Below are 25,763 nucleotides of genomic sequence, written 5' to 3' on the forward strand. Positions count from 1 at the left end.
TAAAAAACGATTGTTGTCAATAGTGAGTGTAGAAGGTTTCTAACCGCGGCTGTTTACGCTCTTTTAAACGCGTGCACAGGCGCAGAAACCTGCACATAAGGACCTCAAGCACAATGATAAAGTACGGTCATCGCACTTGAGGCCACTTATGCTCCGGTTTCTAACCGCGGCTGCTTACGCTCTTTTAAACGCGTGCACAGGCGCAGAAACCTGCACATAAGGACCTCAAGCACAATGACAAAGTACGGTCATCGCACTTGAGGCCACTTATGCTCCGGTTTCTAACCGCGCCTGCTTACGCTCTCCGCCTAAAGTCCAGTGACTTTCCAAAATAAGTGCGGTATATTTAACGCAGAGTGAATAATTGAAACGCTTTAAGGCTTCAAGGAGGGCAATATGAAAAAAGCATGGGTTTACGGGTTAGCTGCCATGCTTGGCTTGGGTGTATCAGCGGTGATTGCTAATCAGGCATCAGCTTCCGCAGCAACAGTGCCGATTGTGATTCAATCAGCGACATCGAAATGCGACACTGATTCTGCGCCGGATCATGGAGCATCAAAATCAGCGATCGTACCACCGCTTGCTGACAACAAGGTTGAAGTACCAATTGTCACGGTTTCAAGCGATGATGATCAAAAGGCGGGCAATACCAGCAGTGCGGATAGTTCATCGGTTTCATCGAGTCAGCAAAATGGGGCAGCAACATCGGACACAGGTGCGGAAACTGTGGGCAGTCAAGCACCTGTCACAAACGGGAATGTTACATCGTCAGCAACCGCGCAGCAAGATGATCGTGATGCACACCCGTCAGTTTCTGAACCAATGATTAAAACGGCACAAGAAGTTAATGCGACAGAAGCAAGCTCGTCTAAAGCACCGACGAGTAAAGAGCGGGATGAACAGGCAATTGTTGCTGCAGCGCAAGCGGCAACACATGATAATGTGAAATCAGGCCGCACAATATCTGTGGTCCCGGAGAGTGTGACTTCTTTTATCGGTTCAGCCCATAAGCAGCCGCAGAATGCTTTTGAGATTATTTGGCAGGCGTTGATTGAGACTGTTCAGATGCGACAGCAATGCCCAACAAATCTGATTCAAAATTTAGTGCTGGGGATGCCGCAGCCGAATTTTGACGTTGTGCAATCGACATTTATCGCAACGAAAAGGGAACTCAGCAAGACGTTTTCTTCGCCTGTTTTTGGGAAGTCCCTTCAACTAGATAGCCTGTCGCCGTTCAATCAGGTTTTTGGCAAGATGATCAACTTGATCGATCAAGTGTTGTTGACACATCTTGTTTTCCCAGATTAACTTACTTAAATAGTTCCGTGATGGTGAATGAAAGGCGACTAAATTTGTCAACGGGTTCTTCTTAGTCAGAGGGGAGCCCGTTTTTTGATGGCACTGACACGTTTTTTGAATGGCCCCAAAACTTGATGACCGTAAAAAAAGCCTATCTCTTCAGTATTCGTTACAAACACGAAGAGGCATAGACTTTTCAGAAATAACAGCTGATCAAGCGGTATGCGCGATTGTCAGGCATTTCCGGCTTTTGGGTTGATCGGCTATTGTTTTGGTCACTTTTAATTTTCTTCGGCACCTAATCTGGCGACAGCAACGGCTTTTCGAACTTTGACCGCGTGCGCCACGAGGCCGACAGCCAGACCAACACCAGCCGGAACTAACCAGCCAAGGCCCATGCCAGCAAACGGCAGGAAATGTAATTGGAAACTGTGCAATGCCAGACCAAGCGCACTTTGACTGACAAAGGCTGGAAAGGCAGCAAACATGTCGAGAACGGCTGGGACTGCGGTGAAGCCGACAACGAACCGATACACCAGTGGATCATGATGGAATGCCTTGCCGAAAACGGAAAGGAGAATCAATACCATTGAGAAAGGATAGAGGAACATCAGCATCGGGACAGACCAAGCGATGATTTGCTCCAAACCAAAGTTCGCCGTTAAGAAGGATAGAAAACTGGTCAGTGCCAACCAGACACGATAACTGACCTTTGGAAAATGACGGTGGAAATCTTGCGCAAACGCAGCAACCAAGCCAACTGCAGTGGTGAGACAGGTCAACGTCAACAATGTTGCCAGAACCGCATGACCAGCAGCACCGAAGTAATAGGTTACAACTTGGTTAAAAGCAGTCCCACCTTCAGGGCTAAGTTTGAAGTGAGCCAATGACATGCTGCCGAGCAGGATTAAGGCAACATAGATCAGACCAATCCAGCTAGTTGCCATCACGCCGGCTTTTGCAGTCGACTTGGCCACATCGTCATCATTTTTTAAGCCGAGACCGCGAACTGCTGTGACCACGGTAACGCCAAAGGCTAAGGCAGCCAAAGCATCCATCGTGTTGTACCCTTGTAGGAAACCATTCATGAAGCTAGCATTTTTATAAGCTGCTGTGACAGTTTGGGTTGCTGGATTTCCCATTGGATGGGAGAAACCAATAAAGAAGACGAAGAATAGCAAGACAAGGAAAACTGGATTGAGAATTTTGCCAACAGCCGTTGTGATTTTGCGTTCCTTGTAGGATAGGAAAAAGGCGGCGGCAAAGAATAAGGCCGAGAAGACCAGCAGACCAACCTGCGCCCACTCTTTTGGCAGCATCGGCAAGACGCCGGTTGTAAAGGACACGGTTGCGGTCCGCGGTGTACCGAACATCGGGCCAATGGTAGCGTGAATTAAAACCATGAAAGCAAGAGCGAAAAAGCGGCCAAGTGGACGACCAATATCATACACACCTTCTGCATGCGTAGCGGCAATCGCCAACACACCGAGCAGCGGCAATGCAACCGCTGTGACTAAGAAGCCAAGCATTGCTGGAAACCAGTTGGCACCAGCGAGTTGACCGAGGTGCAGTGGAAAAATTAAATTGCCAGCGCCGAAGAAGAGACCGAACAAAAGTGATACAATGACGACATAATCGCGGGTTTTGAGCTTCTTTTCAGATAATTCCATTTGAGTTCCTCCAGTGTTTTTAGATGTATCATTGATTCATTAATTTGGCAGCTAATGTGGCTAATGTCAGATTCCAATTGCATCACACCCTTCAATGGTTTGAGTTACATGTTTGCTAGGCGAAAATTCAAGCTTGAGGAAGCGCTTCTGCTCGCGCTCCGCTATAACGCGTTCGTCAGCCCAGAAACCTGCGTGTAAGGACCTTGGTCGCAATGGTCAAAGTCCGACCATCACGCCCAAGGCCGCTTACACTCCGATTTCTAACCGGGTTGACTCATGCTCACACAAAAAAGTCGCCCTTAGATTTTTCTAAGGGCGACTTTGCGCGGTACCACCTTAATTCACCAAAGCCAGCTGCGCCTTGGTCTTCATCGCATACGGTCCAATGACGATATGCTAGCACTGTAATGGGTGCCCCCATGACACGTTACTGAAGTTCGGTGTCCTGCTTGAAAGGGATATTCGCCATATCATGAATGCTTCCTCACACCAACCGAAGCTCGCTGTATTCACAGACACGGGTACTTGTCTTTCGCGTTGCATTTATATTTGATTTTCAGTTTAGCATGGATTGTTTTCTTGTCAATAACTAATTGAAATTTAATCAAAAAATGCTTTTGTCCGATTTGCGTAAAAATGGCACAAGAAGTTTTCTTCACAATGTTGAAGCTGATTGAATAAATAAACTTATTTGATAAATCAATATTAGCTGAAACCTGCAAGCCTATCGAGTTAATTATATTGATCATTATTGGGTCAGTTAACGAGTTTTTAAGAAAAATGATTTTTTAATTTTAAATATGACTTGAATGGAAAGCGCAGAGTGATTAAAGCAAAAATGTGAAACCGCTAACAACCACTATATAAATAACTAAGTAAATCACAAGTGCTAATGTGGTGCATAAAGAGCTATTTATATGCCATAATACTATCAGTAGGAGAAAATTGAAGCCAAGTCATATACAAAACCCGATATTAAAGGGATCTGCGCCAGCTCTAATTCATTGATTCTTCTCGCTCAATCCTGTATTATGAGTAGCATAGAGAGAGATAAATGAATTTCAATAACGATATGGAGGCAAAAAGTGATGAAAAAAGTTAACTATATTGCAGCCGGAATTTCCGCATTAACAATTGCTGGACTCCTGTTGCCAACTGGCCAAGTTTTCGCTGCTGATATTAACAAAGCATCTGTAGCTGAAGTTAACATTCAGGGTGGACCAATTACCTTAGATCAAGTGCCAGATCTAAACTTTGGAACTATTGAGATTGATAAGTTAATTGCTGGTGAGGTTAGCCAACCGCTTGTTGATAATACCGTTCCAGTTGGTCCCGTTAAAACTGCCGCTGATCCCAAGGACGGTAATGCAACCGGTGATTTAAGCGTCACCGATAACCGCGGTACGAACGTTGGTTGGGAGCTGACAGCGCAACTTGGCGATATGAAAAATGCAGGTGGTAAGGCATTGGCGGGTTCAATGATCCTTAAAGGGACCGATATTAAGACTGATAATGTAAGCCTTAATGCGATTAACCCAGGCGCCGCTCTTCCAGAATTAGTCATTGGCGGCGCTGCAGTGTCTGTCTGGAAAGCTAATGCTGCCACTGGCACAGACGATGGTCAGGGACAGGGGAAAAACACTGCTGTCATCAAAAATGCGGGTGGCACGACCCTTAAACTGAAACAGAATTTGACACCAACAGCAGGACAATACCAAGCGGCCATCACCTGGACTTTAGCCGACGCACCTAAGTAATCTATGGCACCTAAACTAAGGGGCAGCGGTCATTCGCTGCCCTTTTCATGACTGTGGGGGCGGAACCATGAAAAAGAAAATCATTTTCAGCCTGTTGGCAATTCTGAGCTTGTTGTGGTTCGGCGGTGCCCATCAGGTTCAGGCAGCTGAAGGCGCTGGCTTTACTATCAGCCCGGCGTTGCCGCAAAATCAAATTGATCAATCAACCTATTTTAATTTGCTGGTAAAACCCGGCGAGACCCAGCGGCTGTTGATTTATGTTAAGAACACAACAAAAAGTGCTAAAAAGTTGAAGGTCAGTGCGGTCAGTGCGTTCACTCAAAGTAATGGTACGTTAGGCTATTACCCAAATAAACACACAGACAAGTCCGCTGAGTACACTTTTTCCGGGCTGACCGAAGCACCTAAAACAATTGATGTTGGTGCTGAGGCACAAGTGCCAGTCACGTTTGATGTGAAGATTCCTGAAAAGGGTTTCACCGGTCAAATTCTCGGCAGTTTATACGTTGAAGATCCCACGGTGCATAAAAGCGGCGGCAGTGGCATGGCGATTAACAACAAGTTCGCCATGCTTGTCGGAGTTGTTTTGCAGACTTCGGAGGCCAAGGTGGCACCAGAATTGAAGCTGATGGATGTCAAACCGGGCACTCAGGATAATCAGGCCAGCGTCTTAGCCACCATTCAGAATATCAAACCTCGTTTATTTGGCGAGATAACACTTGATGGCAAAGTTTATCGGCAAGGCTCAAAAGACCCTTACCTGACACGTTCGGAAAAAGGGTGGTCATTTGCCCCAAACTCGCATTTTGACTACGCCATTTTCTCCAAAGAGGCACTGGCACCGGGCACCTATACGCTTGATTTAACAGTCAAAGGTGCTGACAAAACTTGGCATTGGCGCCGGAACTTTACGATTACGCAGCAGCAGGCGGATGTCATTGAAGAAAAACTGGGACGTGCCCCACAAACCCCTTGGCTATGGATTATCATTGCGATCATACTGGCGCTTGTGATCTTGATCCTGCTGTGGTTAATTTGGCGCCAACGACGCAAAAGGAGGGAGACCGATGAGACGAAACAAGCCTAGTTTTTGGATCATGCTGCTCATGACAATGAGTCTCATGGTCGGCGTTGGCGCGAAGGCGCAGCAAGTTCAGGCAGACACTTCTGTTGCACAAGTTGAACTTGTTGGTGAACTTCCGTCAACGAACCCTGATCCTAACCCAACGCCAACCCCTGATCCGACACCAAAGCCAGAACCGGTTTATCATCAAACCACTGATCAGCATGGTCAAGCCACGCCGCTAACCCATACAGGCTATCTGCCGCAAACCGGCAATGCTGTTCAACTTTGGTACGTGGTCATTGGGGTTGAACTTCTGATTATTGTCATTTTAGGCATCGTGTTACTACGCGGCCGATCACGGCAGGGAGGTAAAAAATGAAAAAGAAAACCTTTATCATGATTTGCCTCACGGTGATCTTCGGCATGGTGCTTGGTCCGCTGCAGTCAGTGGCTGCAGCGGAGGCAACTTGGCCGAGTGGCACGTATCCCGCTCCAGCAACAGGAAGTTTTACCCGATTGAATGGTCTTTTTGATCGGGTGTCGACAGATTCGAGCCCAATTAAAAGCGGCACAGATGAAGTCGGCTTTGAACTGAATGCGGATCAAGCAAGCAGGTCGGTTCTGTTTGGAGCAAGACGCCTTTTGTTGATCTAAGCAAAGATAAATTCACATTGGACATGCAAATTTATTTAGGTAATAAAACTGGTGGTGCAGACGGGCTTGCTTTTGCGTTGGCCGGTACCAAACCCACAAAATCAGGAAATGGTGGTGCATCATTGGGGATTTGGGGTTTGCCAGAAATGTCAAGCGGTGCTAGTTCCGCTTCTGTAGCCGCAACAGGAACCCAAAACAGTTTTGCCGTTGTTGTTGACACAAAAAAAACCTTTGACTCATTGAGAAGCGGGATGGACAAGGCCATCAATTATCCAATCTTTGGGTCAACTGATCAGTATATCGGTTCTGGTTATCCTGGTCAGGCGGGTATGTATAAGATTGGTGGTCCGTTTTGGCGGACAGAGTTGGTTTTTACGGATTCCGGAACAGGACTTAAAAACCGCGCTGATTACCTGAGCAATCGGGTCACTAATGGAAGCTGGTCTAACTTAGTTGTTAGCTGGGCAAAATCTGCTAATGGTGGCACCTTGACGTATCAGTTAAAAGGTACAAATATCAGTTACTCGATTCCTTGGACGAATGCACAAATCCAGTCAATCTTCGGCAGCACGAAACTTTTCTTGGGTTTCACGAGCGCGACGGGGGCCGCATCAGAGCCCCACGTTGTTGGCATCAAGAGCTTAGCTGACTTCAATACAGTTAGCGGAACGGTTACCTTGAAACAAGGTAATGATCCTGTCACTTTTGATAAACCCTTAAACATCGGCGATAAGTTGATGTATGAGTACGCGCTTGATGTGAATAATATTGATGGTCGTCCGTGGAAGGCTACAAATATCGTCTTGCCAAAAGGAGAATATCTCGATTACTTGAATTCAGGCGGAGCTCCAGCAAAACCCGGCGATAATTTGGCAGTTAATGTGACGATCGGTTCTGAGACGAAGACAGCACATGCGATTGTTCAAAGCGACAATCTCTCGGCCGTTATTACCGATATGCCTGAATTTCCTAACAACACAGAATCGCTTGTTAAATTTAGCCTGCCTGTGCAGGTGCAAAAGCATAACGCTACCACCATTAAGTATGTGACTCATGCTGCAGGTAATCTAACAGGTGGTGCACCAAGTAATAGTTACAAATTAACAAACACGGTTGATAATTCCGACAGCGTTAAATATAGTATTGCCGCCTTTGATCCAGGCGAACTGTCCTTACTGGTTGTGCCAAACTTTTATTTTCAAAAACTTAAAGTGGGGGAACCGGAGCCAGTTGATCCGGAAGTAGCAGATGTTATTGCAGGGATTCCTGGTCAAGGCAAACTGAATTCTAGCTCAGAAATAGCACCCGATAAATGGCTCATCAATAACTCACAGAATGTCTCTGCACCTGGCAAGTACCTTGAAGTCAAAGACACACGTCCAGATAAACCAGGCTGGCGTTTGTCGATGAAACTGTCACCATTCACACATGCTGATGATTATGTTCTTGGCGATAATGGCGATAAGGGCGGTGGGAAAGCTGAGATGGTGCTGTTTGATGTCAATAGCCAAACAGATTTCGAAGTGACTAGGATTAAGGATAATAACCAAGATAGTGTTGTGAAGGTAATGCAGGCAGGGACGACCGAACCAAATTGGTCACTTGGTGATGCCGCATCCAGTACGCAAGCACTGCTGTCTGTACAGAGAACGCCTTCTGTACATGCGGGCAAGTACAGTTCCACTGCAACATGGACGTTAGCAAACGCCCCGCAGTAATAGCGAAATAAGTCAAAAAATTCAAGATCTCCTTGAAATGAAACACTCATGAGAATATGATGTGCTTATCTCTTAGATTAAAGGCAAGTCAGTCATGAGCACAGACAAAGGGGTCTTAGGATGAAGAAGAATCGGATGGTTTCGCACACACTCATCACCATGGCGGTAGCGGTTTTGGCCGTGATTTCCGAGATGCCAATTCATGTTTTGATCGCCGGATTCAGCAGATTAGGCTAATGCCATTAACAGGTGTCAGCTGACTGTTTAATGAGCTATATAAGGAAGTCGCTTCTTTTCGGAGAAGCGGCTTTTTGATTTGCCCAGAATAAAGTTGCGAGTGTGAAGATCGTCCAAGTAGCAAAGCAAAGGGAAATTGCTTGCCATGGTCAATCTTTCGTGACTAGATCAAATGTTTCAGTGCAAACTAGAAGTTTTATAAGCCTGAAAAACTGTAAAAAAGTAGCATACTATCCTAAAACGCCCATGAGGTCAAAAAATCATATTATTAATTCGAATTATTGATTAAAGGCTGATAATACGGGACTTGCAATCGTGATTTATAAGTTTAATAAATGGCCATTTTTGAGATGGAGCCACCGTTTGAAAATTTATTATCACTGTGTAAATAACGAGTAATTATTAATTTGGATCATCTGTTATGTTGGAACGCATAGCATATCTAATGAAACGGAAACGAGAAAAATAACGTTGAATACGTTTACTTAATAGATAATTATGGTTATATGTGGACTGTATAGTTGATATATAAAAAATATTCGTATACTATTAGTATTGTAATAAGGCCTTAAAACATATTTAAAAAACAGGAGGATAAAATAATGAAAAGAGTTAACTACATGTCTGCTGGTTTAATAGCAATGACACTTGCAGGGGTCATGCTGCCAATCACAAGTGTCTTTGCCGCAGACGAACCAATCAAGAAAACCTCTGTTGGTGAAGTTCGAGTTGGGGTTGATCCAGATAATCCTGATCCTAACAATCCGGACAATCCTGATGGGTCTAAGGATATTTTGTCATTGGTCAAGGTGCCAGATCTGAAGTTCAAGAGTGTCAGTGTTGAGCAACTGGCAACTGGGCAGCAAACATTGCCGCTCACAAGCAACACAGTTACTGACAAACCGGTTAAGAACGAACCAGCAGGAAATGCCAGCGATGGGAATAATCAAGGTTTGTTAAATATCACTGATTATCGCGGCACCGGTGCCGGTTGGAAGTTGGAAGCTCAGGCGGGCGAACTCAAGAATGCGGCTGGACAAAAACTGGCTGGTAGTCTTTTGCTAGCTGGGGTTGCGAAAACCGACGAGACTGATAATAATCCAACTGCTATTAGTCAGGCTGAGTTGGTCTTGGAAGGCAGCGGGGTGCAGGTATGGAATGCCGCAAGTGGTCAAGGCCAAGGCCGCAACACAGGTGTCTTTACTTCGGCAGATACCGTGTTGAAACTATCTCAAAACACGGCTGCATACGGTGGCAAGTATCAAACGGCTATCACTTGGACGCTGACCAACGCACCGTCTTAATGGATCGCATATCACCAGAAAGGGGGCAGCGATCGCACGCTGACCCCTTTTTGAAGAAACGCGCTTTGAATCGACTACGGGTGCTGCGCTGCTACTGGGTTGATCAGATGAAGTTTTCGGAATGGCAAATGTAGGGAAAAGGGGGAGACCGATGACACGAAGTATATGGCGCTTTTTGATCAGTTTGATCATTGTGTTCGGCGTCCTCGGTGAAGGGATCATGGCCGCTCACCAAGTGCGAGCGGCGACCTCCATCGGTGAAGTCGTCGTGATTGACGATCGGCCAAAACCCGACAAGGATCATAATGCACCAGGAACAGAAGTATCAAAACCAAAGGAAGAGCCTTCGGTACCGCCACGCCAACAGGTTGATCGTTTGCCACAGACCAGCGAAGGCGGACAAACCTGGTATCCGCTGATCGGTTTTGCACTCCTGATGATGAGCAGTTTGCGTCTTCAACTGCGGCTTAAACGAAAAGACAGGGGGGACGATGATGAAAATCGTGACTAATTTCGCCATCGCTTTTGTCACCCTGATGCTTGCAGGTTTCGTCGGACCGCACCAGTCGGTTATGGCCGCAGATGATCTAGGCCCAAAAAAGTCCAGTGCTCAATTGACGGTTGATGCTGGCAATATCATGATTCAGCAGGTGCCGGATTTGAATTTTGGCGGTATTTCTGTTCATGAAATCGTGAGTGGCTCCTTTCAGCGGCATCCGTTGAAAAGCAATCTGGTGAATCCGGGACCGATTAAGACGGCAACGAATGCCAATGACGGCAATGCGACTGGACTATTACAAATTGCCGATTATCGGGGCACCGGGGCTGGGTGGCGGCTTGAAGCAAAAATGGACGCGCTGACGGATGGCAAAGGGCATTTCTTAGCGGGGTATGTTGATTTGGTTGGGTCACAGCTTACCGCGAGCAATCCCGATATCAACCCGATTAATCCTGCCGGCAGCAATGTGCCGCGGCTGAATTTTGCCAAAGACAACACCTCTGTGAGTTCAACTGTTGTTTGGCAGGCCGATGCTGAGGCGGGTACTAAGTCAGGACAAGGACAAGGCAATAACCAGACCACAATTGGTACCGGAACGGCATTGACGTTAGTTGCAACGAACACCAACGTCACTATTGCCAAAGGCAGGTATCAAGGCGCTATTACTTGGACACTGAGCAATGCACCAAAAGGTTAGGCCATGGTAAGGATTAACTTTTGGAGGAGCCAGAAGTGAGATGGGTGGACATGGTTGCTTGCTGAGGTCTGTAGCAAAAAAATACGGTGCAATTGAACTTCAAGTGCGATGGCACCTGCAACCGGACTACTTGCGAAAGGAGGCGTTCTGATGAAAAAACGATGCCATCTGCTAGCTTGTCTCGGCATGCTGTTGTGTACCCTGCTGGCGCCTGTGACGAGTGTTGGCGCGGCCGTCACGTGGCCGACGACTTCAGGCTATCCAGCACCGCCGTCATTTGGTGACGTGGACGGCCTCTTTTCACCAACGATGGGTGACTCAAGTTTATTGACGGATCCGACCAGCGGACATGCAGTCGGGCTTGAGATTAACAAGGATCAAGCAAATCGGTCGGGAGCAATTTGGAGTAAGGCGCCGATGTTTGATTTGGATAAAGATAGTTCGTATACGATGTACTTTTATATGGGCAACAAGCCAAAAAGTGGAGAAGGCATGGCCTTTGTGCTTGCTGCGAAACCAGCGGCCCCCACAAAGGTTGATACTGGGTCGTTAGGCGTTTGGGGGGTTGACCATCTTCCGCCTAATAGTAAGCCGCAAGAAGTCGCCGATACAGCGTTACCCAATAGTTTTGCCATGGTGGTGGATACACAAAAAAATGGGACAGGGGATCCCGGCGGTTATGAACAACTGAGTGATTTTAAGTCTTATTACTTTGGTACTGGTTATCCAGGACAAGCAAATATGTACCGAATTGACTATCCTTATTGGATGACTTGGCTGTATTTTAAGATCGACAATCCATCTGAACAATACCGCTTTGGACTGGGAACACAGAAGAATTTGTATGAAACGCCTGCCAATGGTAAATGGCATAAACTGCAACTCGATTGGAAAAAAGATAACCTCGGTGGCGGCACATTAACCGCAAAAATGACGATCACTCGCACAAAAGATCCAGACTATGCCACAGAGGTGATTAAGTGGACCAAAAATGATATTCAAAAATACTTTTCACAAGGTTCAACCGATCCCGCGCCGAGAAAGTTGTATCTAGGTTTTACCGGCACGACAAGTAACGTTTTTGAACCGCATGTCGTCGCAATCGGTGCCATGCCTGAAGCCGCGACCGTAAATGGCACAGTCGCCTTGATGCGCGGAGCCGAAACGGTAGAGGCAACAACTCATCTAAAAGTGGACGATGTGCTGCACTATGATTACACCGTGAACGTGAAGGCAACCAGTCAGGCAACCTGGCCGGAAAGCGGAACAGCAACGATGAACGTGCCAAAAGGAAAATATTTTGACTATCTGAAGGCTGATGGGACGCCCGCCAAACCGGGCGATACGTTGCCCATCAAAGTCACGATAGGTAATTCGGATTATCAGGCCCAAGGAAAGGGTCAACCAGATGGCAATCAGATTGCTGTCACCAATATGCCCCAGATTCCAAAAGGAGCAACGGCAACGGTGAAGTTTTCACTGCCGGCCAAAGTCAAACATCATGGCCTGCTGGAAACGACACCGGTTCAGGACAAACCAATTGGGACCATCACAGGGGATGGCCAGACTTATGATCTGAAGACACCTGCGGGCAAAGATTTTCTCGCTTATATTCTTGATCCCGAAACAGGTGAACTCGTGTTAGAGAAAGTGCCGAGTTTTGTCTTCGAATTGAAGAATGGTCAAACCGGTTATCGTAATCCGACCGTGATGGAGATGGTAAAGGGACTGCCAATGCCAACGGCCACTAATTGGGATCAGGCGAATGCAGATCAGTGGCTGACGAATCAGCAAGGCCGCGAACCGACCAATTCGACAGGCAAGGTGTTGAGCGTGAAAGATACGCGGCCAACCAAGCAAGGCTGGCATTTGACGATGCAACTATCGCCTTTTACATTAACTGATAATAGCTATGTGCTAGGCGATAATGGGAACAAATTAGGCGGCAAGGCAAGGTTGGTTCTGACTGATCAGGCAACGCAAATTGCGGCTATCAAGGATAATAACAACGCGACACCGGTGAAAAATATGGCGGCTGGTGGGACAGATTGGTCGCTAGGCACTCAAACCGGTAATGTAGCGGCCTACTTAGGCATTGAACCAACAGCGACTGCTAAGGCTGGCCAATATCAGGCCACGGCTACTTGGCTGTTGACGAATGCGCCGAAATAGTAAGTTGCTTGAGAAACAACAAAAATGGTTCTGAAACATAAGACTGACTTATGTTTCGGAACCATTTTTTATTGGCTATGATTTAGTTTTCTGTGAAAATTGCCGAGTTAATCGTTGCTGAACGTGGTGAATTTTGTTAAACGGCAATGCTTGAAGGAGTGTGTTCAAAATGATTAAGATGCCGCCTAGCCACTCGGCCGGTCCGAACGCGATGTGCAAGCGGGTGACGGCTAGAGTGGTGGCAGTCAAGGGTTCGAAGGCACTCAACATGCCCGTGGCGACTGGCGGGATGTAGTTGAGGCTGCCCAACACCAGCAAGTAAGCGAACATCGTGCCGAATACGATCACGAAGGCAATGGCACCAAAATCAGGTAAAGTTAGTAGCGGATTGGGATGCAGCACGTATTGCGGTAAAAATGGCAAGCTCCCCAAGAGCATAGACCAACCGGTGACCGCTCGAGCGTCATATTTGGCCAGTAACGTGCGCGGAAGCAACGTGTATAGCGCCTGACTGACACCTGCCATAATGCCCCAGAAAACAGCGGCCGGCGCAAGACTTAACCCTGTCAGATGACCGCGGGTAACCAGCAAATAGGTGCCAATTAGCGCCAAAGTGATACTGACAAAGTCAATTCGCCGCGGCATTTGGTGAGTTGCAAAAGCCACATAAAGCAAGATGAAAACCGGCCCCAGGAACTGCAAAATCGTTGCTGTTGCAGCATTACCTGCATTAATCGCTAAAAAGTAGGTTAGTTGTGACGGTACCATGCCCAAAAAGGCGAACACGATCATTAGTATAGCATCGTGGCGGTTTTTCCAAATTGCAAGGAACATCCGCGGTTCTTGCACGCCGCTCCAAAGCAAAAGTAGGAGACCAGCGAAAAACAAGCGAATGCCAACCAGCCACAGCGGCTTTACTCCCGCATCGGTAAATAGTGTTTGAGTGAAAATACCGCTGGCACCCCAAAAAATAGCCCCAATAACGGCGAAAGAAACACCTTTTAGTTTTTGGTTGGTATGGCGAGCGAGATGAGCTTCAGTGCGTGGCATGGCGGGATCCTTTCGAAGTAAGACTGTCCAAGCCATTCTACGCAAAAAAACTAGGGTTGGCTAGTTCGTGCAATATCGATCAAGCTTCCTGATGGCGTGTCTTGAAGTTGCGATGCAAGTGCCTAAAAAGAGGCAGCCATTCATTGAAGAATGACTGCCTCTTTGACTCATTCCTGAGTCGTCTTAATTTTTAATTCGTAGCGCAGGTTGGTTCGATAGAAATGCCCAAGCAGCATGCCTAGCGTTAATCCTAAGACAATGAGACCGAGCGGGAAAAGCCAACCACCGAGGAACCCGCCGATGCCGATCACAATCATGGCGATGATGACGCCAAAAAAGATACTGGCAAAGCCAAGCGCGCCACCGCTGAAGTTGGCATTAGCTGAATACACACTAGCAAATGGAAATTGACTGCCAACCAGCGGCCATCCCATCATTAACGTCATGCCATAGGTGAAAATGATCACGGCAATGCTGGCCAACAAGGCATCAAAGCCGCCAAGCGCAGTAGTCAAAATGGTAATGAACAATAGCGGTGGTAAGAATAGTCGGGCGAACATGGCCTTGACTACCCCGCGCAGTAACAAGCCGTGGGTCGTAAAAGGCACATACTGGAAAATTGCCATGGCTTGAGGTTGACTCGAAAACCGCAGATTAACCAAAGCGGGAGCCAACGCCACAATGACGCCGATGCCAGCGTAGGCAATAAAATGCTTCGCCGAGCTAAATGGCATGTCGCGCAGTCCACCGCCAACAAAGATCAGCGGTAGAATAATGCCATAAGCTAACTGCGGATAGACCCGCAGTTTATAATCGCGTTCGCTGCCTAGCACACGCCACCCTAAAGTGAAGTATGTCCGTTCTTCACCAGGACGAGTCAGCAGAGCACTCACGCCGCGGAACCACCAACCAAGTTTACGCGTGCGGGCATCGCCTTGGTTCAATTTTTCTAGATAGGCTTCAAACACACCAGAAAAATGTAGAAAGATAAGGGTCAAGGCGATTGGGACGACGACACTTAACGCGGTGAGCGTCAGACTTAATACCGTTACCTGTCCTGCAAACAACATGGGCAGACCAACGAACCAAGCGGGGACAGCTGGTAAGAAAAGCCAATTAAACTGACCGCTGATGGACATGCCGAAAAGCGACATGGAACGCGGCAGCAAGTTAGGCAGCTGACCACCAACGTAGATACCAATCATCAGTAAGATCTGCACTAAATTTAGCATGTTGCGCAATCGTTCGCCATCAAAAAAGCGCAAGACTAGCAAGTAAACAAAAAGCGCCATGACCAGACTTAACACGCCGCTCAGCAGCAAACCGATGAGACCGCCAAGTGCCACGATTGGGCCATAATGGATACCGGCCATGACGAGTCCAGGCCCGCCCATTGCCAGCAACGTCATGCCCAGATAGAAGCAAATATTGATCAACCGCGCAAAACTTAATGTTTGATCATTGACGCCTCGGGAGGCAAAAACACTTCGGTCGCGGGGATCAAGAATCAGGCTTGAGTAAGTGGTCAAAATAGCGAGAAAACTCGTGAGTAGTTGAATCGTCATGAAAAGGGTAAAGGTCGTGAGAATTGAGGTCGGGAGAAACATAAGCAGCCCTAAAATCAGGCCAAAGAAGAGATTCCATAAAAAGGCGGTTTTGATGCTTGCGTCTTGGCCACGTTTGCGTTTATTGAACATACTGCCTAAGCCGCTAGATTCACGAGCGGCCAAGAGACCCTTAGTCGCAAGGATTAGCCGCAATTGATCAAACTGAATACCACGTTTTTCCAATAAGGGCCTAAAGCGCGCGATCCATGCAAATGCTTTCGGCAAAGGCAACGCGGCTGTATCAGTTGGATCAGCGGTGTCTAGGGACGTCTTTTTAAATAGTTTCATGGGATTCACCGCCAGTCACGATATCCACGAAACTTTGTGCCTTTTGACCGTGTTCGGCAAAGCCGGTTAGATCGTTGAAGAGCTGTTGCAGGTTGGTGTCGGCTTCCTTGGCAATGGACTTGAAGGGGCCGTCAGCAACGACCATACCGTCATTCAGCACGATGATACGGTCTGACAACTTCTGAACAACATCGAGAATATGGCTGGAATAAAAAATAGTTTTACCACGATCCCGCAAATCCTGTAGCACTTCTTCAATGACAAGCACGGTGTTGGCATCCAAGCCGTTTAACGGCTCGTCCCAAAAAAGAATGTCGGGATTGTGTAGCAGGCTGGCGATAATCAAAATCAGTTGGCGCATCCCCTTTGAATATGATGAAATGCGCCGATCAAAAGCCTCCCGCAAATTCACAAGATCCGCCAGTGCAAAGGCCTTTTGTTCAGCATCGGCAGCGCTGAGTCCGTAAAGTTGGCCAATCAAGCTTAAATATTCACGAGCAGTCAAGGCGTCAAACACGTCAGCACTTTCAGGTACATAGCCAATCCGCCGTTTATAACTTGGGTCGTTGGGTTTGATTGGCTGACCAAACAGCTCAATGGTGCCGCCGTCTGGTTGCATCAAACCGAGCATCATTTTAACTGTCGTGCTTTTCCCTGCACCATTAGGACCGATGTAACCAACAATGCTTCCTGGAGTAATCGTAAAGTTGAGATCTTTTAAAACATCCTTGGATCCGAAACTTTTCTGGATGTGGCTGAGTGTTACGATTGGTTCTGCCATGATAGGCCTCCTCTTGTAGGGTTGAGTAGGTACGCGTCTAAAAAAGGTGCCAGCAAGAAATGAAACGCGCTTGTCTGCATACTTCTTTGGGCCGATTATGACAGAAAAGATTATTGTTGTATAGAGAAACAACTTTTGAATAACGCTTTTTGGCGACAATAAAAAACATCACGAGAGACAACGCGATGTTAAGAGGTTCGCTAATTTAATGGACTAGGCCAAACGAGAGCCAAATAAAAAACGAAAAATCGGTCAGTTTGTGAACTGACGAAAGAGTGGCCGAAGAATAAAATATAATACTGGCACGATAATAGCCGTTGCAATTGAATTGATCACGGTGGCAGGCAAACTCAGGAAGGCACCGACCACGGCTGCCTTGAAAACGCTACCGACCATAAGCGCCTCAACAACCCCGGTAAGATAAGAAGTGACGATTTTTGTCAGGCCTGCGAGAATACCAATTATGATGATATTGCGCGGTTGATCGTTATGCTTAAAGGCTTTGACCAAAGCGCTGACAACGATGGCCATCACAATGGCTTCAAGGGCAGTCAACCATGAGGTAGCCGCATAGCCGTTCAGCAGATCAAACCCGCCCAAGCCGATGACAGCGGCCAAACCACCTAAGCGGCCACCTAGGAAAAGAATGGCAAGCACCATTAAAGGATTACCAAAGTGGATGAATGGCCGACCAACCATTGCCGGAATTGGAATCCGTAAGAGTGAAATGCCAATAAAGATAATGGCAGCAAATAGACCGGTGAAAATAATATTCTTTAACGTATTATGGGATGTTTGCATCGTAATCGCCTCCAAAATATTGATAGTAATGCATGGTATGTGGCAGTTTATGGCAGTTGTTTGCTTAGCGCAGGAATAACGCCAGCCAGATTCAGGCCGTACTTTGGATCGGCATCAGTGGCAAGTGTGGCCTTGATCGCAAGCCGGGCGGCAACCATGCCAGTTGCGGCCGCTTGCCGCAAGTTTTGACCTTTTAACAAACCCGTTGCCAAGGCAGCAGCAAAAAGATCGCCAGTGCCAAAACAATGGCCCGTTTCTTTTGGCTGAGCCAAGGCCAGCGTGGTACCGGATGCATCGATGCCGACCACCGCAATTTGTTTGTGAAAAGGCACGCCGGTGATGAGAACGGCGCTGTCAAATTGGGCATGCAGGCGTTTCGCCAAAGCCGTGACGGCAGAAGGATCGGTGAGCGTTGTCGGCTTTTCATCCAAAAGCAGCTGAGCTTCGGTGATGTTGGGCGTCAAGACAGTTGCCCGGTGCGCCAACTGTTGCATGGTCGCCACATAAGCAGCATCAAATCCCTTGTAAAGTTTGCCGTTATCGGCCATGACGGGATCGATCAACACGAGCGGGGCATGAAATTTAGGCAGCCAACGATCCCATTGGTCGGCCGCCTTTTGACCAAGATAACCAAGGTAAATGCCATCAGGCTGCAGTTGCAGTTGTTGCCAGTGCTTGAGAATCCCCGGCATTTCGGAGCTAAGATCAAGATAAGTATTGGCGCCTAGTCCGCCAGTGTGACTAGACAGCAGTGCGGTAGGCAAAACATACGGCGTCAACCCCAGCCCAGCCGCTAACGGCAGCGCCACGCTCATCGAGACTTGACCCACACCACAAAGATCTTGACTGATGATCAGACTTTTTGTGTTCACAGCACGAATCCTTTCTGAAAAGATAGTTGTTAATAATGAGAATGCGCAATTTTAGGTGTCTTGTCAACAAGAGCGTGAGCCAGACCGGTTAGAAACCGGAGTGTAAGTGGGCCTGAACGTGATGACCGGTTTTTGGTCCCTAGATTGCAATAATAAAGTTACCACCTAGAAAGAGGCTTGCTCACTGCTTGAACTGGGGTTTGCCAACGGAGACATTTTCTAGGTTTGTTATTGATAAGCGCTGTGGCTTGTTGAATATCGGTCTCTGAAACCTGATCAAACTGTGTTTCCTTCGGGAAATAGTAGCGAAGTTCTCGATTGAACCGTTCATTTGTGCCCCGTTCATTCGGGTGATAGGCGTGGCAAAAGTAAACCGGTATCCGATAGCGCTTTGTAAGCGCCTGATCGCAGGAAAACTCTTTACCGTGATCAACCGTCACTGATCGAACCGGACCCGGAAAGTCCACCATAAGTCTTGCAAATCCCTTGAGAACAGCATTTTGTGATAAGTTTTCAAGCTTAGTTGTCGCCATTAAACGTGTGACCCGATCGACAATGGTCAAAACAGCAGCCTTTGACCCGCGCCCACCGCGAACTGTATCCATCTCTAAATGTCCTTTTTCGGTTCGCCGATTAGCTGACTCACTGCGAATCTCAATTGAGGTGCCTACTGCTTGGTTATAGCGCGACCGAAGGTCTTGTCTTCTTTTATGACGTTTACCGTGATCAAAGAGTTGGCTTGGCTGAAAATCGACTTGTCTTTGATAAATCCAGTGGTAAATCGTGTGTGGCGCACAGTGAACGGCATAACCGACCATTTCAGGGGACCAACCTAGGTTTAGCTTCTCAGTTACCATCCGCTTCAACTTAGGCGTTAAAATCGAGTGCCGACCACAACGATGCCGACAAGTATCGGCATGATCCTGAGCTATAATGGCGCAGTAATCACCTTCAGGGCAACGGTGAAGCTCATGCCTAATAGAAATACGAGAGCGGCCTAAGGTCGCGGCGATGTATTGAATCGTGTGGTGTTGCATCAGTTCTATCTGAGATCGTTCAATTAAGGTTATAATGGCCATGGGACCTGTCCTTCTCTCTAGATGGTATGTTATGCAAACACCATTTTAGCAAGAACGGACAGGTCTTTTTTCACATTTTCTGGGTGGTAACTTTAATTATGCAATCTAGGGGTCATTGCGTTCAGGGTCCTTACACGTAGGTTTCTGGTCTGGCGAACGCGTTTCGGAGTCGCACAAGTAGACCGATCTTTGGCCACTTAGGATTGAGGTCCTTATACGTAGGTTTCTGGTCTGACCAAGGCGTTATGAGACCCATCACGCCCTCCTTTAAACACGAACCCAAAAGCAGTCGCTTCCATAAAACAAAATGGCCCCGGCATCGTGCCGTGACCATTTAATAGAAAGAATCAAGCTGAATTAAGCATTCCGAATCGTCTGAGTCGCAGCAGCAATGCGCTTGACGACGGTTGGATTGTCCATCGTGTAGATATGAATCCCATCAACGCCATGCACCAGCAAATCGACAATTTGATCAATCGCGTAGGCAATACCAGCATCACGCATCGCTTCTTTATTGCCAGAAAAATGCTGCATCATTGCGACAAATTTTGGTGGCAAGTTGACACCGGCCATGGTGGCCATCCGTTCGATCTGGTGTTCATTGATCACTGGCATAATGCCGGCTTCGATAGGCACGTTGATCCCGGCTAATTGTGCTCGTTCGCGAAATCGATAAAAAACCTGATTGTCGAAGAAAAGTTGACTGATCAGTTGGCTTGCACCGGAGTCGACTTTTTCTTTGAGATGGTGAATATCACTGACCACATCAGGAGATTCAGGATGTTTTTCTGGATAGCAGGCTGCTACTACGTTGAAGTCGCCAACTTGGTGAATGTGTTCGATCAGATCACAGGCATAGGGAAAATCGTTACTAACGCGGCCGCTTTTGGGTATATCACCGCGTAAAGCAAGGATGTTGTCAATGCCAGCATCTTGAAAACCGCGCAGTTCTGCATCTACCTGTTCTCGGGTGAGTTGAGCGGCTGGCAGATGGGCCACGGGTTCCATATCAAACTCATCTTTAATCAGTTTGGCAACTTCGAGTGTCCCCATGTGAGGCTTGTTGCCATTGGCGCCGAAGGTTACGGAAACGAAGTCAGGATCGGCTTCTTTGACCGCATCGAGGGTGTTGAGAATCGGAGTCAAAGCAATATTGCTCGCATTTTTGCGCGGGGGGAAAACTTCAAATGAGATGACTTGATGATCTTTAAAGCACTGGTTGATTTTCATGAGTGAGTTCCTTACGTACTTGTTTAGCCGCTGCCACCATGTTGATGAGGCTGGCCTTGGTTTCTGGGACATCACGAGTCTTGAGGCCACAGTCAGGATTGATCCAAACATGATCGGCAGGCAGACGTTTCAGAATTTCGTGGATGATGTGCACAATTTCGTCCTTTGAAGGAATCCGTGGGGAATGGATGTCATAAACACCAGGACCAACATGAGTCTGAAAATGGGTTGCCTTAAGGATGTCCAAGAGACTGAAGTCGGAACGGGCCGCTTCAAACGAGATGACATCGGCATCGAGGTCGTCAATCGCCTTGATGATATCACCGAACTGCGAATAGCACATATGGGTGTGAATCTGTGTTTCAGGCTTGACCTTGCTGCCGACTAATCGAAAAGCTGGTACTGCCCAATCGAGATACTTCGGGTACCAATCTTTCTTGCGCAACGGCAAGTTTTCTCGCAAAGCCGGTTCGTCAATTTGGATAATCTTGATGCCATGCTTTTCAAGATCAAGTACTTCATCTTCCAAAGCCAATGCAATTTGTTCAACGCTCGTCTTTTGGCTCAGATCTTCACGCGGGAAGGACCAGTTGTAGATGGTGACTGGACCGGTGAGCATCCCCTTAACGAGGTGGTCGGTTTGACTTTGGGCAAACACAGTTTCAGCAACGGTGATCGGCTTGGTGCGATAAACATCACCCCAGATAATGGGTGGTTTCACACCGCGCGTACCATAACTTTGCACCCAGCCGTTGTCCGTGAAGCGGAAGCCGCCAAAGTTTTCACCAAAATATTCAACCATGTCATTTCGTTCAAATTCACCATGAACAAGAACATCAAGGCCGATTTCCTCTTGGAATCTGATCCATTCGATTTCTTCTTTGTGATTGAAGGCGGTGTATTGTTCTTCAGTGATTTCATGCCGGCGAAGTTTTGCCCGATTGCGTCGTACTTCAGCGGTTTGCGGGAACGAGCCGATCGTTGTTGTTGGCAATAGCGGCAGCTTGAACGCCTTAGCTTGAATCGCCAACCGGGTTTTCCGTTCCGGCGTCCGCGTGTAGTCGGCCGGAGTTAAGGCAGCAATCTTTTCATTCAATGCCTTATTTTCTGCGTACCGGGGCTTGCTGAACAAAGCGACGTTGGCTTGATAGGCTTTGTGATCAGCACCGGTTTCGAAGATAGCATCCAATTCGTGCAGTTCACTGAGCTTTTCTTCAGCAAATGCGAGGTATTGTTTTTCCTCAGGCTTTAAATGAGTTTCATTGCGTAAGGTGTATGGCACATGCAACAAGGAGGTTGAGGTGCTTAACACCAGCTTATCTGTGATCTTTGCCAGCGTTTTAATGGTTGCTAAGGCATCGGCATAATGTGTGCGCCAGATGTTCTTGCCATTAATGATACCGGCAAAAAGAGTTGCATCTGCAGGGAAGCCTTGCGTTTTCAGAAGATCAAGGTTGGCATGGCCTTCAACAAAATCAAGCCCAAAACCGTCAAATGGCAACTTTCTGATGCGATCAAATGAGTCGGTCAAATCGCCAAAATACGTTTGGACTAACACTTTGGCGCTTTGCTTTTGAGCCAGAAGTGGGGTGTACAGCCGTTCGAACAAGGCGAGGTCAGCGTCCGTCTGGTCATAGACCAAGGCCGGCTCGTCCACCTGAATCCACTCAGCACCAGCAGCATGCAAGCGTCCGATAATGTCGGTGTATGCAGCAATTAAATCTGTTACAAAATCATCTGGGGTGACATCAATGAACCGTGATAGCTTTAGTAACGTGTATGGACCAACCAAGGTCGGGCGCGCATTGATACCTAATGCTTTTGCTTCTTCAAACTGGTCAAATAGTTGCCAGTCTGTCACTTTAATTTGTGTGTCCTGATCGAATTCAGGAACCAGATAATGATAGTTGGTGTTGAACCATTTTTTCATTGCCAAAGCTTTGACATCACCAGCCTCGCCTTGATAACCGCGCGCCTGGGCAAAATAGGTGTCCAGCGGCGACAGACCCAGCGCTTGATATCGCTTTGGCACGATATTCAACAAGTTGGCAACATCCAAGGTGTTATCGAAGAAGGAAAAATCGCCAGTCGGAATCTGGTTAATGCCGGCCGCTTGAACAGTTTCCCAATTATGCTGCCGCAGGGCTTTCACTTGTTCCTGTAATTCCTGTGCTGTGATTTGATGTTTGAAATACTTCTGGGTCGCAAATTTAAGCTCGCGATGTTCGCCAATGCGTGGGTAGCCGATGATTGTTGTTGTCATAAAAGAAATCCTCCTCAGTTAGTGAGCGCGAGCCAGACCGGTTGCTGGTCTGACGAACGCGTTATAGCGGAAATTTAGTTGCGGAAAGGTGCGGTGCTTGTTTGGGTTCACGAAAGGTTGTTTAGCGAGAAAATCGTGAATGTCAAAAAAGCCGCCCTCAGCGCAGACAAATTGTCTGCGCCAAGGACGGCTTACCGTGGTACCACCTTGGTTTGAAAGCCGTTCACACGACTTTCCTCAATCAGTCCGACAGCAAATAGCTGTGAGACCTAACGCAATAATGGGCGTCCCCATGACCGCCTCGCAATCGCTCAGCGTTCCTGCATCACCAAGACCATATTCGCTGCCGTTTCTTGATGTCCTTTCACCAAATGGACACTCTCTAAGCAAGAAACTAACAACTACTCATCTTTCCGCATTTCAATGTTGAAGCTAGTTTACTGACGAAGCTTGTTATTGTCAAGAACTTTGTTCGAAGAGCGTGAGAAGTAGCGGTTAGTTCGGCGTAGCGAAGTGCGACTGCGAACCCTTTTTTCGCGGCAATAGCAGACGATTTAAACGCTTGAACTAAAAGAAGAGAGCTGGCGGAGCGGCGATGGGCTCAGCACTGAAATTTGTCTTGGCGGAGTGGTTTTCTCCGCCTAGACAAAGGCCGAGCTTCAAGACCGCGGGTTTTGCGGGCTTGAAGTCGTGCCCAGTGCGTTCCAGCCCAATCGCCGCGTAGCCAGCTCGGCATAGAAAGCTAAATGTAGGCTTTATGTTGCCCTATGCTCCGGTTTCTAACCGGGGTGGCTCACGCTCTGCTTCGAAACGCGATCACAGGCGCAGAAACCTGCACATAAGGACCTCAAGCACAATGACCAAAGTGCGGTCATTGCACTTGAGGCCGCTTATGCTCCGGTTTCTAAACGCGCCTGCTCACGCTCTTAAACTTTTTCACTGACTTGTTTTCCAAATTGCGGTAAGCTATTAAAACAAGTTATAGAAGGAGAAAGACATCATGAGGGTATTGTTTCCGTACATCAAAAAATATCGGTGGGACGTGATCTGGTCGGTTTTGGCGATCTTGATTGTGGCCTTTGCAACGTTGTGGCAGCCGCATTTGTTGCAGGTAATCATGAATGCCATCATGAAAAATGATAAGCAGACAGTCTGGATTAATGGTCTGTATTTGATCGGACTGGCGATCATCGGGATTATTGGCGGGATCGTCAACACGATTTACGCGGCGCGGGTTGCGCTGGGCGTGGCAACGGATTTGCGTGCAGACGAATATGCTAAGATTCAGAGTTTGGCGTACGCGGATGTTGAAAAGTTTTCGCCATCGAACTTGGTTGTTCGAATGACCAACGATATCAACCAAGTTCAGCAAATCATCATGGGCTTCTTTCAACAAGTCACGCGAATCCCGATTTTATTCGTTGGCGCGGTCATTCTCGCGATTATGACACTGCCCGAATTGTGGTGGGTTATTGCGGTGATGATGATTTTAGTTTTTGGCGTCAGCTTTTTCTCGTTCAGTCATATGGGCAAATACTTTGGCCGGATGCAACAATTAATTGAGCGCGTCAACACGTTAGCCCGAGAAAATCTGATGGGCATGCGCGTGGTGAAGTCGTTTGTTCAAGGCGCGAATCAGATCAAGACATTTGCTGAGTCCAGTGATGAAATGCGGGATGTCAGCGTCAAGATCGGGAACTTGTTCGCCCTGCTAATGCCGGCGTTCTTCCTTGTGGCTAATTTAGCCATGGCTGGTAGTATTTGGCTGATCGGACAGGACATTACTAGTCATCCTAGCAATCTGGCGGCAATTACAAGCTTTATTAACTATTTGATGCAGATTCTGTTTGCCATTATCAATGGTGGCTTCATGTTGACATTTGCTTCACGTGCGTTGGTTTCACTCAAACGTATTCAAGAAGTCATGGACACAAAGCCGAGTATGACATTCGTCTCTGGCCCGCACCGTGACTTAGATGGCGCGGTTGAATTTGATGACGTGACGTTCACCTATCCTGGTGATGAAAAGCCAACCATTTCTGACATCAGTTTCAAGGTGAAATCTGGTGAAATGATCGGTATTGTTGGCGCAACTGGGAGTGGTAAAACCACATTAGCACAGTTAATTCCCAGACTGTTTGATCCAGATACCGGGATTGTCAAGGTTGGCGGTCACGATGTCCGTGCTGTCACCGAAGCCGATTTGCGGAAAACGGTTGGCTTCGTCTTGCAGCGATCAACGCTTTTTTCCGGTACAATTGCGGAAAACTTGCAGCAGGGGAATCCTAACGTCAATCTAGATGCGATGCGCTGGGCGGCAAGAATCGCTCAGTCGGCTGAATTTATTGAACGCTTGCCACGCACTTACAACGCCGAAGTTGAGGAGCGATCCTCTAACTTTTCCGGTGGTCAAAAGCAGCGTCTGTCAATTACCCGTGGCGTGATCGGCCAGCCGAAAATTTTGATTTTGGATGATGCGACCTCGGCTTTAGATGCCCATTCAGAGAAATTGGTTCAAGAGGCACTGGCACACGAGCTGGGTGATACGACGACGATTATCATTGCCGAAAAGATCAGTTCTATCATCAAGGCAGATCGTATCTTAGTGCTTGATGAAGGCCGTTTAGTCGGCAGTGGCACACATCATGATTTAGTTCAACATAACGATGTTTACGGCGAGATCTATGCCACCCAAAAGGCATTGGAAGAGGGGGTGTGA

Annotated in this window: 18 protein-coding genes and 1 pseudogene; 10 read left to right on the forward strand and 9 right to left on the reverse strand. The window is 47.5% G+C overall.

The window, feature by feature from the left end:
• Positions 1-396 precede the first annotated feature (396 nt).
• A complete protein-coding gene (locus tag LBPC_RS02675) occupies positions 397-1,308 on the forward strand; it encodes a hypothetical protein (protein ID WP_003662771.1) in 912 nt (303 codons plus the stop codon).
• A 272-nt stretch (positions 1,309-1,580) separates the two neighbouring features.
• On the opposite strand, the gene brnQ is transcribed toward LBPC_RS02675, so the two are convergent.
• Positions 1,581-2,969 (reverse strand): branched-chain amino acid transport system II carrier protein, encoded by a 1,389-nt coding sequence (gene brnQ, locus LBPC_RS02680; RefSeq protein ID WP_003662772.1) that lies wholly within the window; start codon positions 2,967-2,969, stop codon positions 1,581-1,583.
• Positions 2,970-4,057: 1,088 nt separating this feature from the next.
• On the opposite strand from brnQ, the gene LBPC_RS02690 reads away from it, so the two are divergent.
• The 8 genes and pseudogenes from LBPC_RS02690 (at position 4,058) to LBPC_RS02735 (ending at position 13,073) form a co-directional block, all read left to right on the forward strand.
• Positions 4,058-4,726: a WxL domain-containing protein gene (locus tag LBPC_RS02690; protein WP_003662775.1), complete on the forward strand. Its 669-nt coding sequence runs from the start codon at positions 4,058-4,060 to the stop codon at positions 4,724-4,726.
• 67 nt (positions 4,727-4,793) lie between these two features.
• The gene (locus tag LBPC_RS02695; RefSeq protein ID WP_003563532.1) at positions 4,794-5,813 is read left to right on the forward strand and encodes a WxLIP family cell surface protein; all 1,020 of its coding nucleotides are present in this window, start codon (positions 4,794-4,796) and stop codon (positions 5,811-5,813) included.
• A complete protein-coding gene (locus tag LBPC_RS02700; RefSeq protein WP_003662776.1) occupies positions 5,794-6,171 on the forward strand; it encodes an LPXTG cell wall anchor domain-containing protein in 378 nt (125 codons plus the stop codon). Before LBPC_RS02695 ends, LBPC_RS02700 begins: the two co-directional genes overlap by 20 nt.
• Positions 6,168-8,164, forward strand: a pseudogene (locus LBPC_RS02710) (WxL domain-containing protein). Before LBPC_RS02700 ends, LBPC_RS02710 begins: the two are co-directional and overlap by 4 nt.
• 839 nt (positions 8,165-9,003) lie before the next feature.
• Positions 9,004-9,705, forward strand: a complete 702-nt coding sequence (locus tag LBPC_RS02720; RefSeq protein ID WP_003563543.1) for a WxL domain-containing protein — start codon at positions 9,004-9,006, stop codon at positions 9,703-9,705.
• A 151-nt stretch (positions 9,706-9,856) separates the two neighbouring features.
• Complete coding sequence (locus LBPC_RS02725; RefSeq protein ID WP_016365555.1) at positions 9,857-10,216, forward strand: LPXTG cell wall anchor domain-containing protein; 360 nt, start codon at positions 9,857-9,859, stop codon at positions 10,214-10,216.
• Complete coding sequence (locus LBPC_RS02730) at positions 10,200-10,901, forward strand: WxL domain-containing protein (protein ID WP_016365554.1); 702 nt, start codon at positions 10,200-10,202, stop codon at positions 10,899-10,901. Before LBPC_RS02725 ends, LBPC_RS02730 begins: the two co-directional genes overlap by 17 nt.
• 150 nt (positions 10,902-11,051) lie before the next feature.
• A complete protein-coding gene (locus tag LBPC_RS02735) occupies positions 11,052-13,073 on the forward strand; it encodes a WxL domain-containing protein (protein ID WP_016383865.1) in 2,022 nt (673 codons plus the stop codon).
• A 75-nt stretch (positions 13,074-13,148) separates the two neighbouring features.
• Here the strand turns inward: LBPC_RS02735 and LBPC_RS02740 are convergent, their stop codons facing one another.
• From LBPC_RS02740 to metE, 8 genes are all read right to left on the reverse strand, one after another.
• Positions 13,149-14,123 (reverse strand): DMT family transporter, encoded by a 975-nt coding sequence (locus LBPC_RS02740; protein ID WP_016365906.1) that lies wholly within the window; start codon positions 14,121-14,123, stop codon positions 13,149-13,151.
• 167 nt (positions 14,124-14,290) lie between these two features.
• Positions 14,291-16,018 carry a hypothetical protein gene (locus LBPC_RS02745; RefSeq protein ID WP_003662785.1) on the reverse strand — a complete coding sequence of 576 codons (1,728 nt, stop codon included), beginning with the start codon at positions 16,016-16,018 and terminating at the stop codon, positions 14,291-14,293.
• Positions 16,005-16,799, reverse strand: a complete 795-nt coding sequence (locus LBPC_RS02750) for an ABC transporter ATP-binding protein (protein ID WP_016365907.1) — start codon at positions 16,797-16,799, stop codon at positions 16,005-16,007. The genes LBPC_RS02745 and LBPC_RS02750 overlap by 14 nt, the downstream gene beginning before the upstream one ends.
• A gap of 252 nt (positions 16,800-17,051) precedes the next feature.
• Complete coding sequence (locus tag LBPC_RS02755) at positions 17,052-17,600, reverse strand: ECF transporter S component (RefSeq protein ID WP_003662787.1); 549 nt, start codon at positions 17,598-17,600, stop codon at positions 17,052-17,054.
• A 47-nt stretch (positions 17,601-17,647) separates the two neighbouring features.
• A complete protein-coding gene (locus LBPC_RS02760; protein WP_003662788.1) occupies positions 17,648-18,472 on the reverse strand; it encodes a PfkB family carbohydrate kinase in 825 nt (274 codons plus the stop codon).
• A 158-nt stretch (positions 18,473-18,630) separates the two neighbouring features.
• Positions 18,631-19,551, reverse strand: coding sequence for an IS30 family transposase (locus tag LBPC_RS02765; protein WP_123837385.1), 921 nt, complete (start codon positions 19,549-19,551; stop codon positions 18,631-18,633).
• Positions 19,552-19,908: 357 nt separating this feature from the next.
• A complete protein-coding gene (gene metF, locus LBPC_RS02770) occupies positions 19,909-20,781 on the reverse strand; it encodes a methylenetetrahydrofolate reductase [NAD(P)H] (RefSeq protein ID WP_003563579.1) in 873 nt (290 codons plus the stop codon).
• Positions 20,759-23,044, reverse strand: coding sequence for a 5-methyltetrahydropteroyltriglutamate--homocysteine S-methyltransferase (gene metE, locus LBPC_RS02775; RefSeq protein WP_003662789.1), 2,286 nt, complete (start codon positions 23,042-23,044; stop codon positions 20,759-20,761). Before metE ends, metF begins: the two co-directional genes overlap by 23 nt.
• 1,000 nt (positions 23,045-24,044) lie before the next feature.
• Between metE and LBPC_RS02780 the strand changes: the two genes are divergently transcribed.
• On the forward strand, positions 24,045-25,763 hold the full coding sequence (locus tag LBPC_RS02780) for an ABC transporter ATP-binding protein (protein WP_003662791.1): 1,719 nt from the start codon (positions 24,045-24,047) through the stop codon (positions 25,761-25,763).

The sequence above is a fragment of the Lacticaseibacillus paracasei subsp. paracasei genome, from assembly GCF_000829035.1.
In the GTDB taxonomy this organism is placed as follows: domain Bacteria; phylum Bacillota; class Bacilli; order Lactobacillales; family Lactobacillaceae; genus Lacticaseibacillus; species Lacticaseibacillus paracasei.

Bases quoted from the DNA above. Each gene is read 5' to 3' on its own strand.
- LBPC_RS02675 (WP_003662771.1), top strand. From the start codon at position 397: ATGAAAAAAGCATGGGTTTACGGGTTAGCTGCCATGCTTGGCTTGGGT.
- brnQ (WP_003662772.1), bottom strand. From the start codon at position 2,969: ATGGAATTATCTGAAAAGAAGCTCAAAACCCGCGATTATGTCGTCATT.
- LBPC_RS02690 (WP_003662775.1), top strand. From the start codon at position 4,058: ATGAAAAAAGTTAACTATATTGCAGCCGGAATTTCCGCATTAACAATT.
- LBPC_RS02695 (WP_003563532.1), top strand. From the start codon at position 4,794: ATGAAAAAGAAAATCATTTTCAGCCTGTTGGCAATTCTGAGCTTGTTG.
- LBPC_RS02700 (WP_003662776.1), top strand. From the start codon at position 5,794: ATGAGACGAAACAAGCCTAGTTTTTGGATCATGCTGCTCATGACAATG.
- LBPC_RS02720 (WP_003563543.1), top strand. From the start codon at position 9,004: ATGAAAAGAGTTAACTACATGTCTGCTGGTTTAATAGCAATGACACTT.
- LBPC_RS02725 (WP_016365555.1), top strand. From the start codon at position 9,857: ATGACACGAAGTATATGGCGCTTTTTGATCAGTTTGATCATTGTGTTC.
- LBPC_RS02730 (WP_016365554.1), top strand. From the start codon at position 10,200: ATGAAAATCGTGACTAATTTCGCCATCGCTTTTGTCACCCTGATGCTT.
- LBPC_RS02735 (WP_016383865.1), top strand. From the start codon at position 11,052: ATGAAAAAACGATGCCATCTGCTAGCTTGTCTCGGCATGCTGTTGTGT.
- LBPC_RS02740 (WP_016365906.1), bottom strand. From the start codon at position 14,123: ATGCCACGCACTGAAGCTCATCTCGCTCGCCATACCAACCAAAAACTA.
- LBPC_RS02745 (WP_003662785.1), bottom strand. From the start codon at position 16,018: ATGAAACTATTTAAAAAGACGTCCCTAGACACCGCTGATCCAACTGAT.
- LBPC_RS02750 (WP_016365907.1), bottom strand. From the start codon at position 16,799: ATGGCAGAACCAATCGTAACACTCAGCCACATCCAGAAAAGTTTCGGA.
- LBPC_RS02755 (WP_003662787.1), bottom strand. From the start codon at position 17,600: ATGCAAACATCCCATAATACGTTAAAGAATATTATTTTCACCGGTCTA.
- LBPC_RS02765 (WP_123837385.1), bottom strand. From the start codon at position 19,551: ATGGCCATTATAACCTTAATTGAACGATCTCAGATAGAACTGATGCAA.
- metF (WP_003563579.1), bottom strand. From the start codon at position 20,781: ATGAAAATCAACCAGTGCTTTAAAGATCATCAAGTCATCTCATTTGAA.
- metE (WP_003662789.1), bottom strand. From the start codon at position 23,044: ATGACAACAACAATCATCGGCTACCCACGCATTGGCGAACATCGCGAG.
- LBPC_RS02780 (WP_003662791.1), top strand. From the start codon at position 24,045: ATGAGGGTATTGTTTCCGTACATCAAAAAATATCGGTGGGACGTGATC.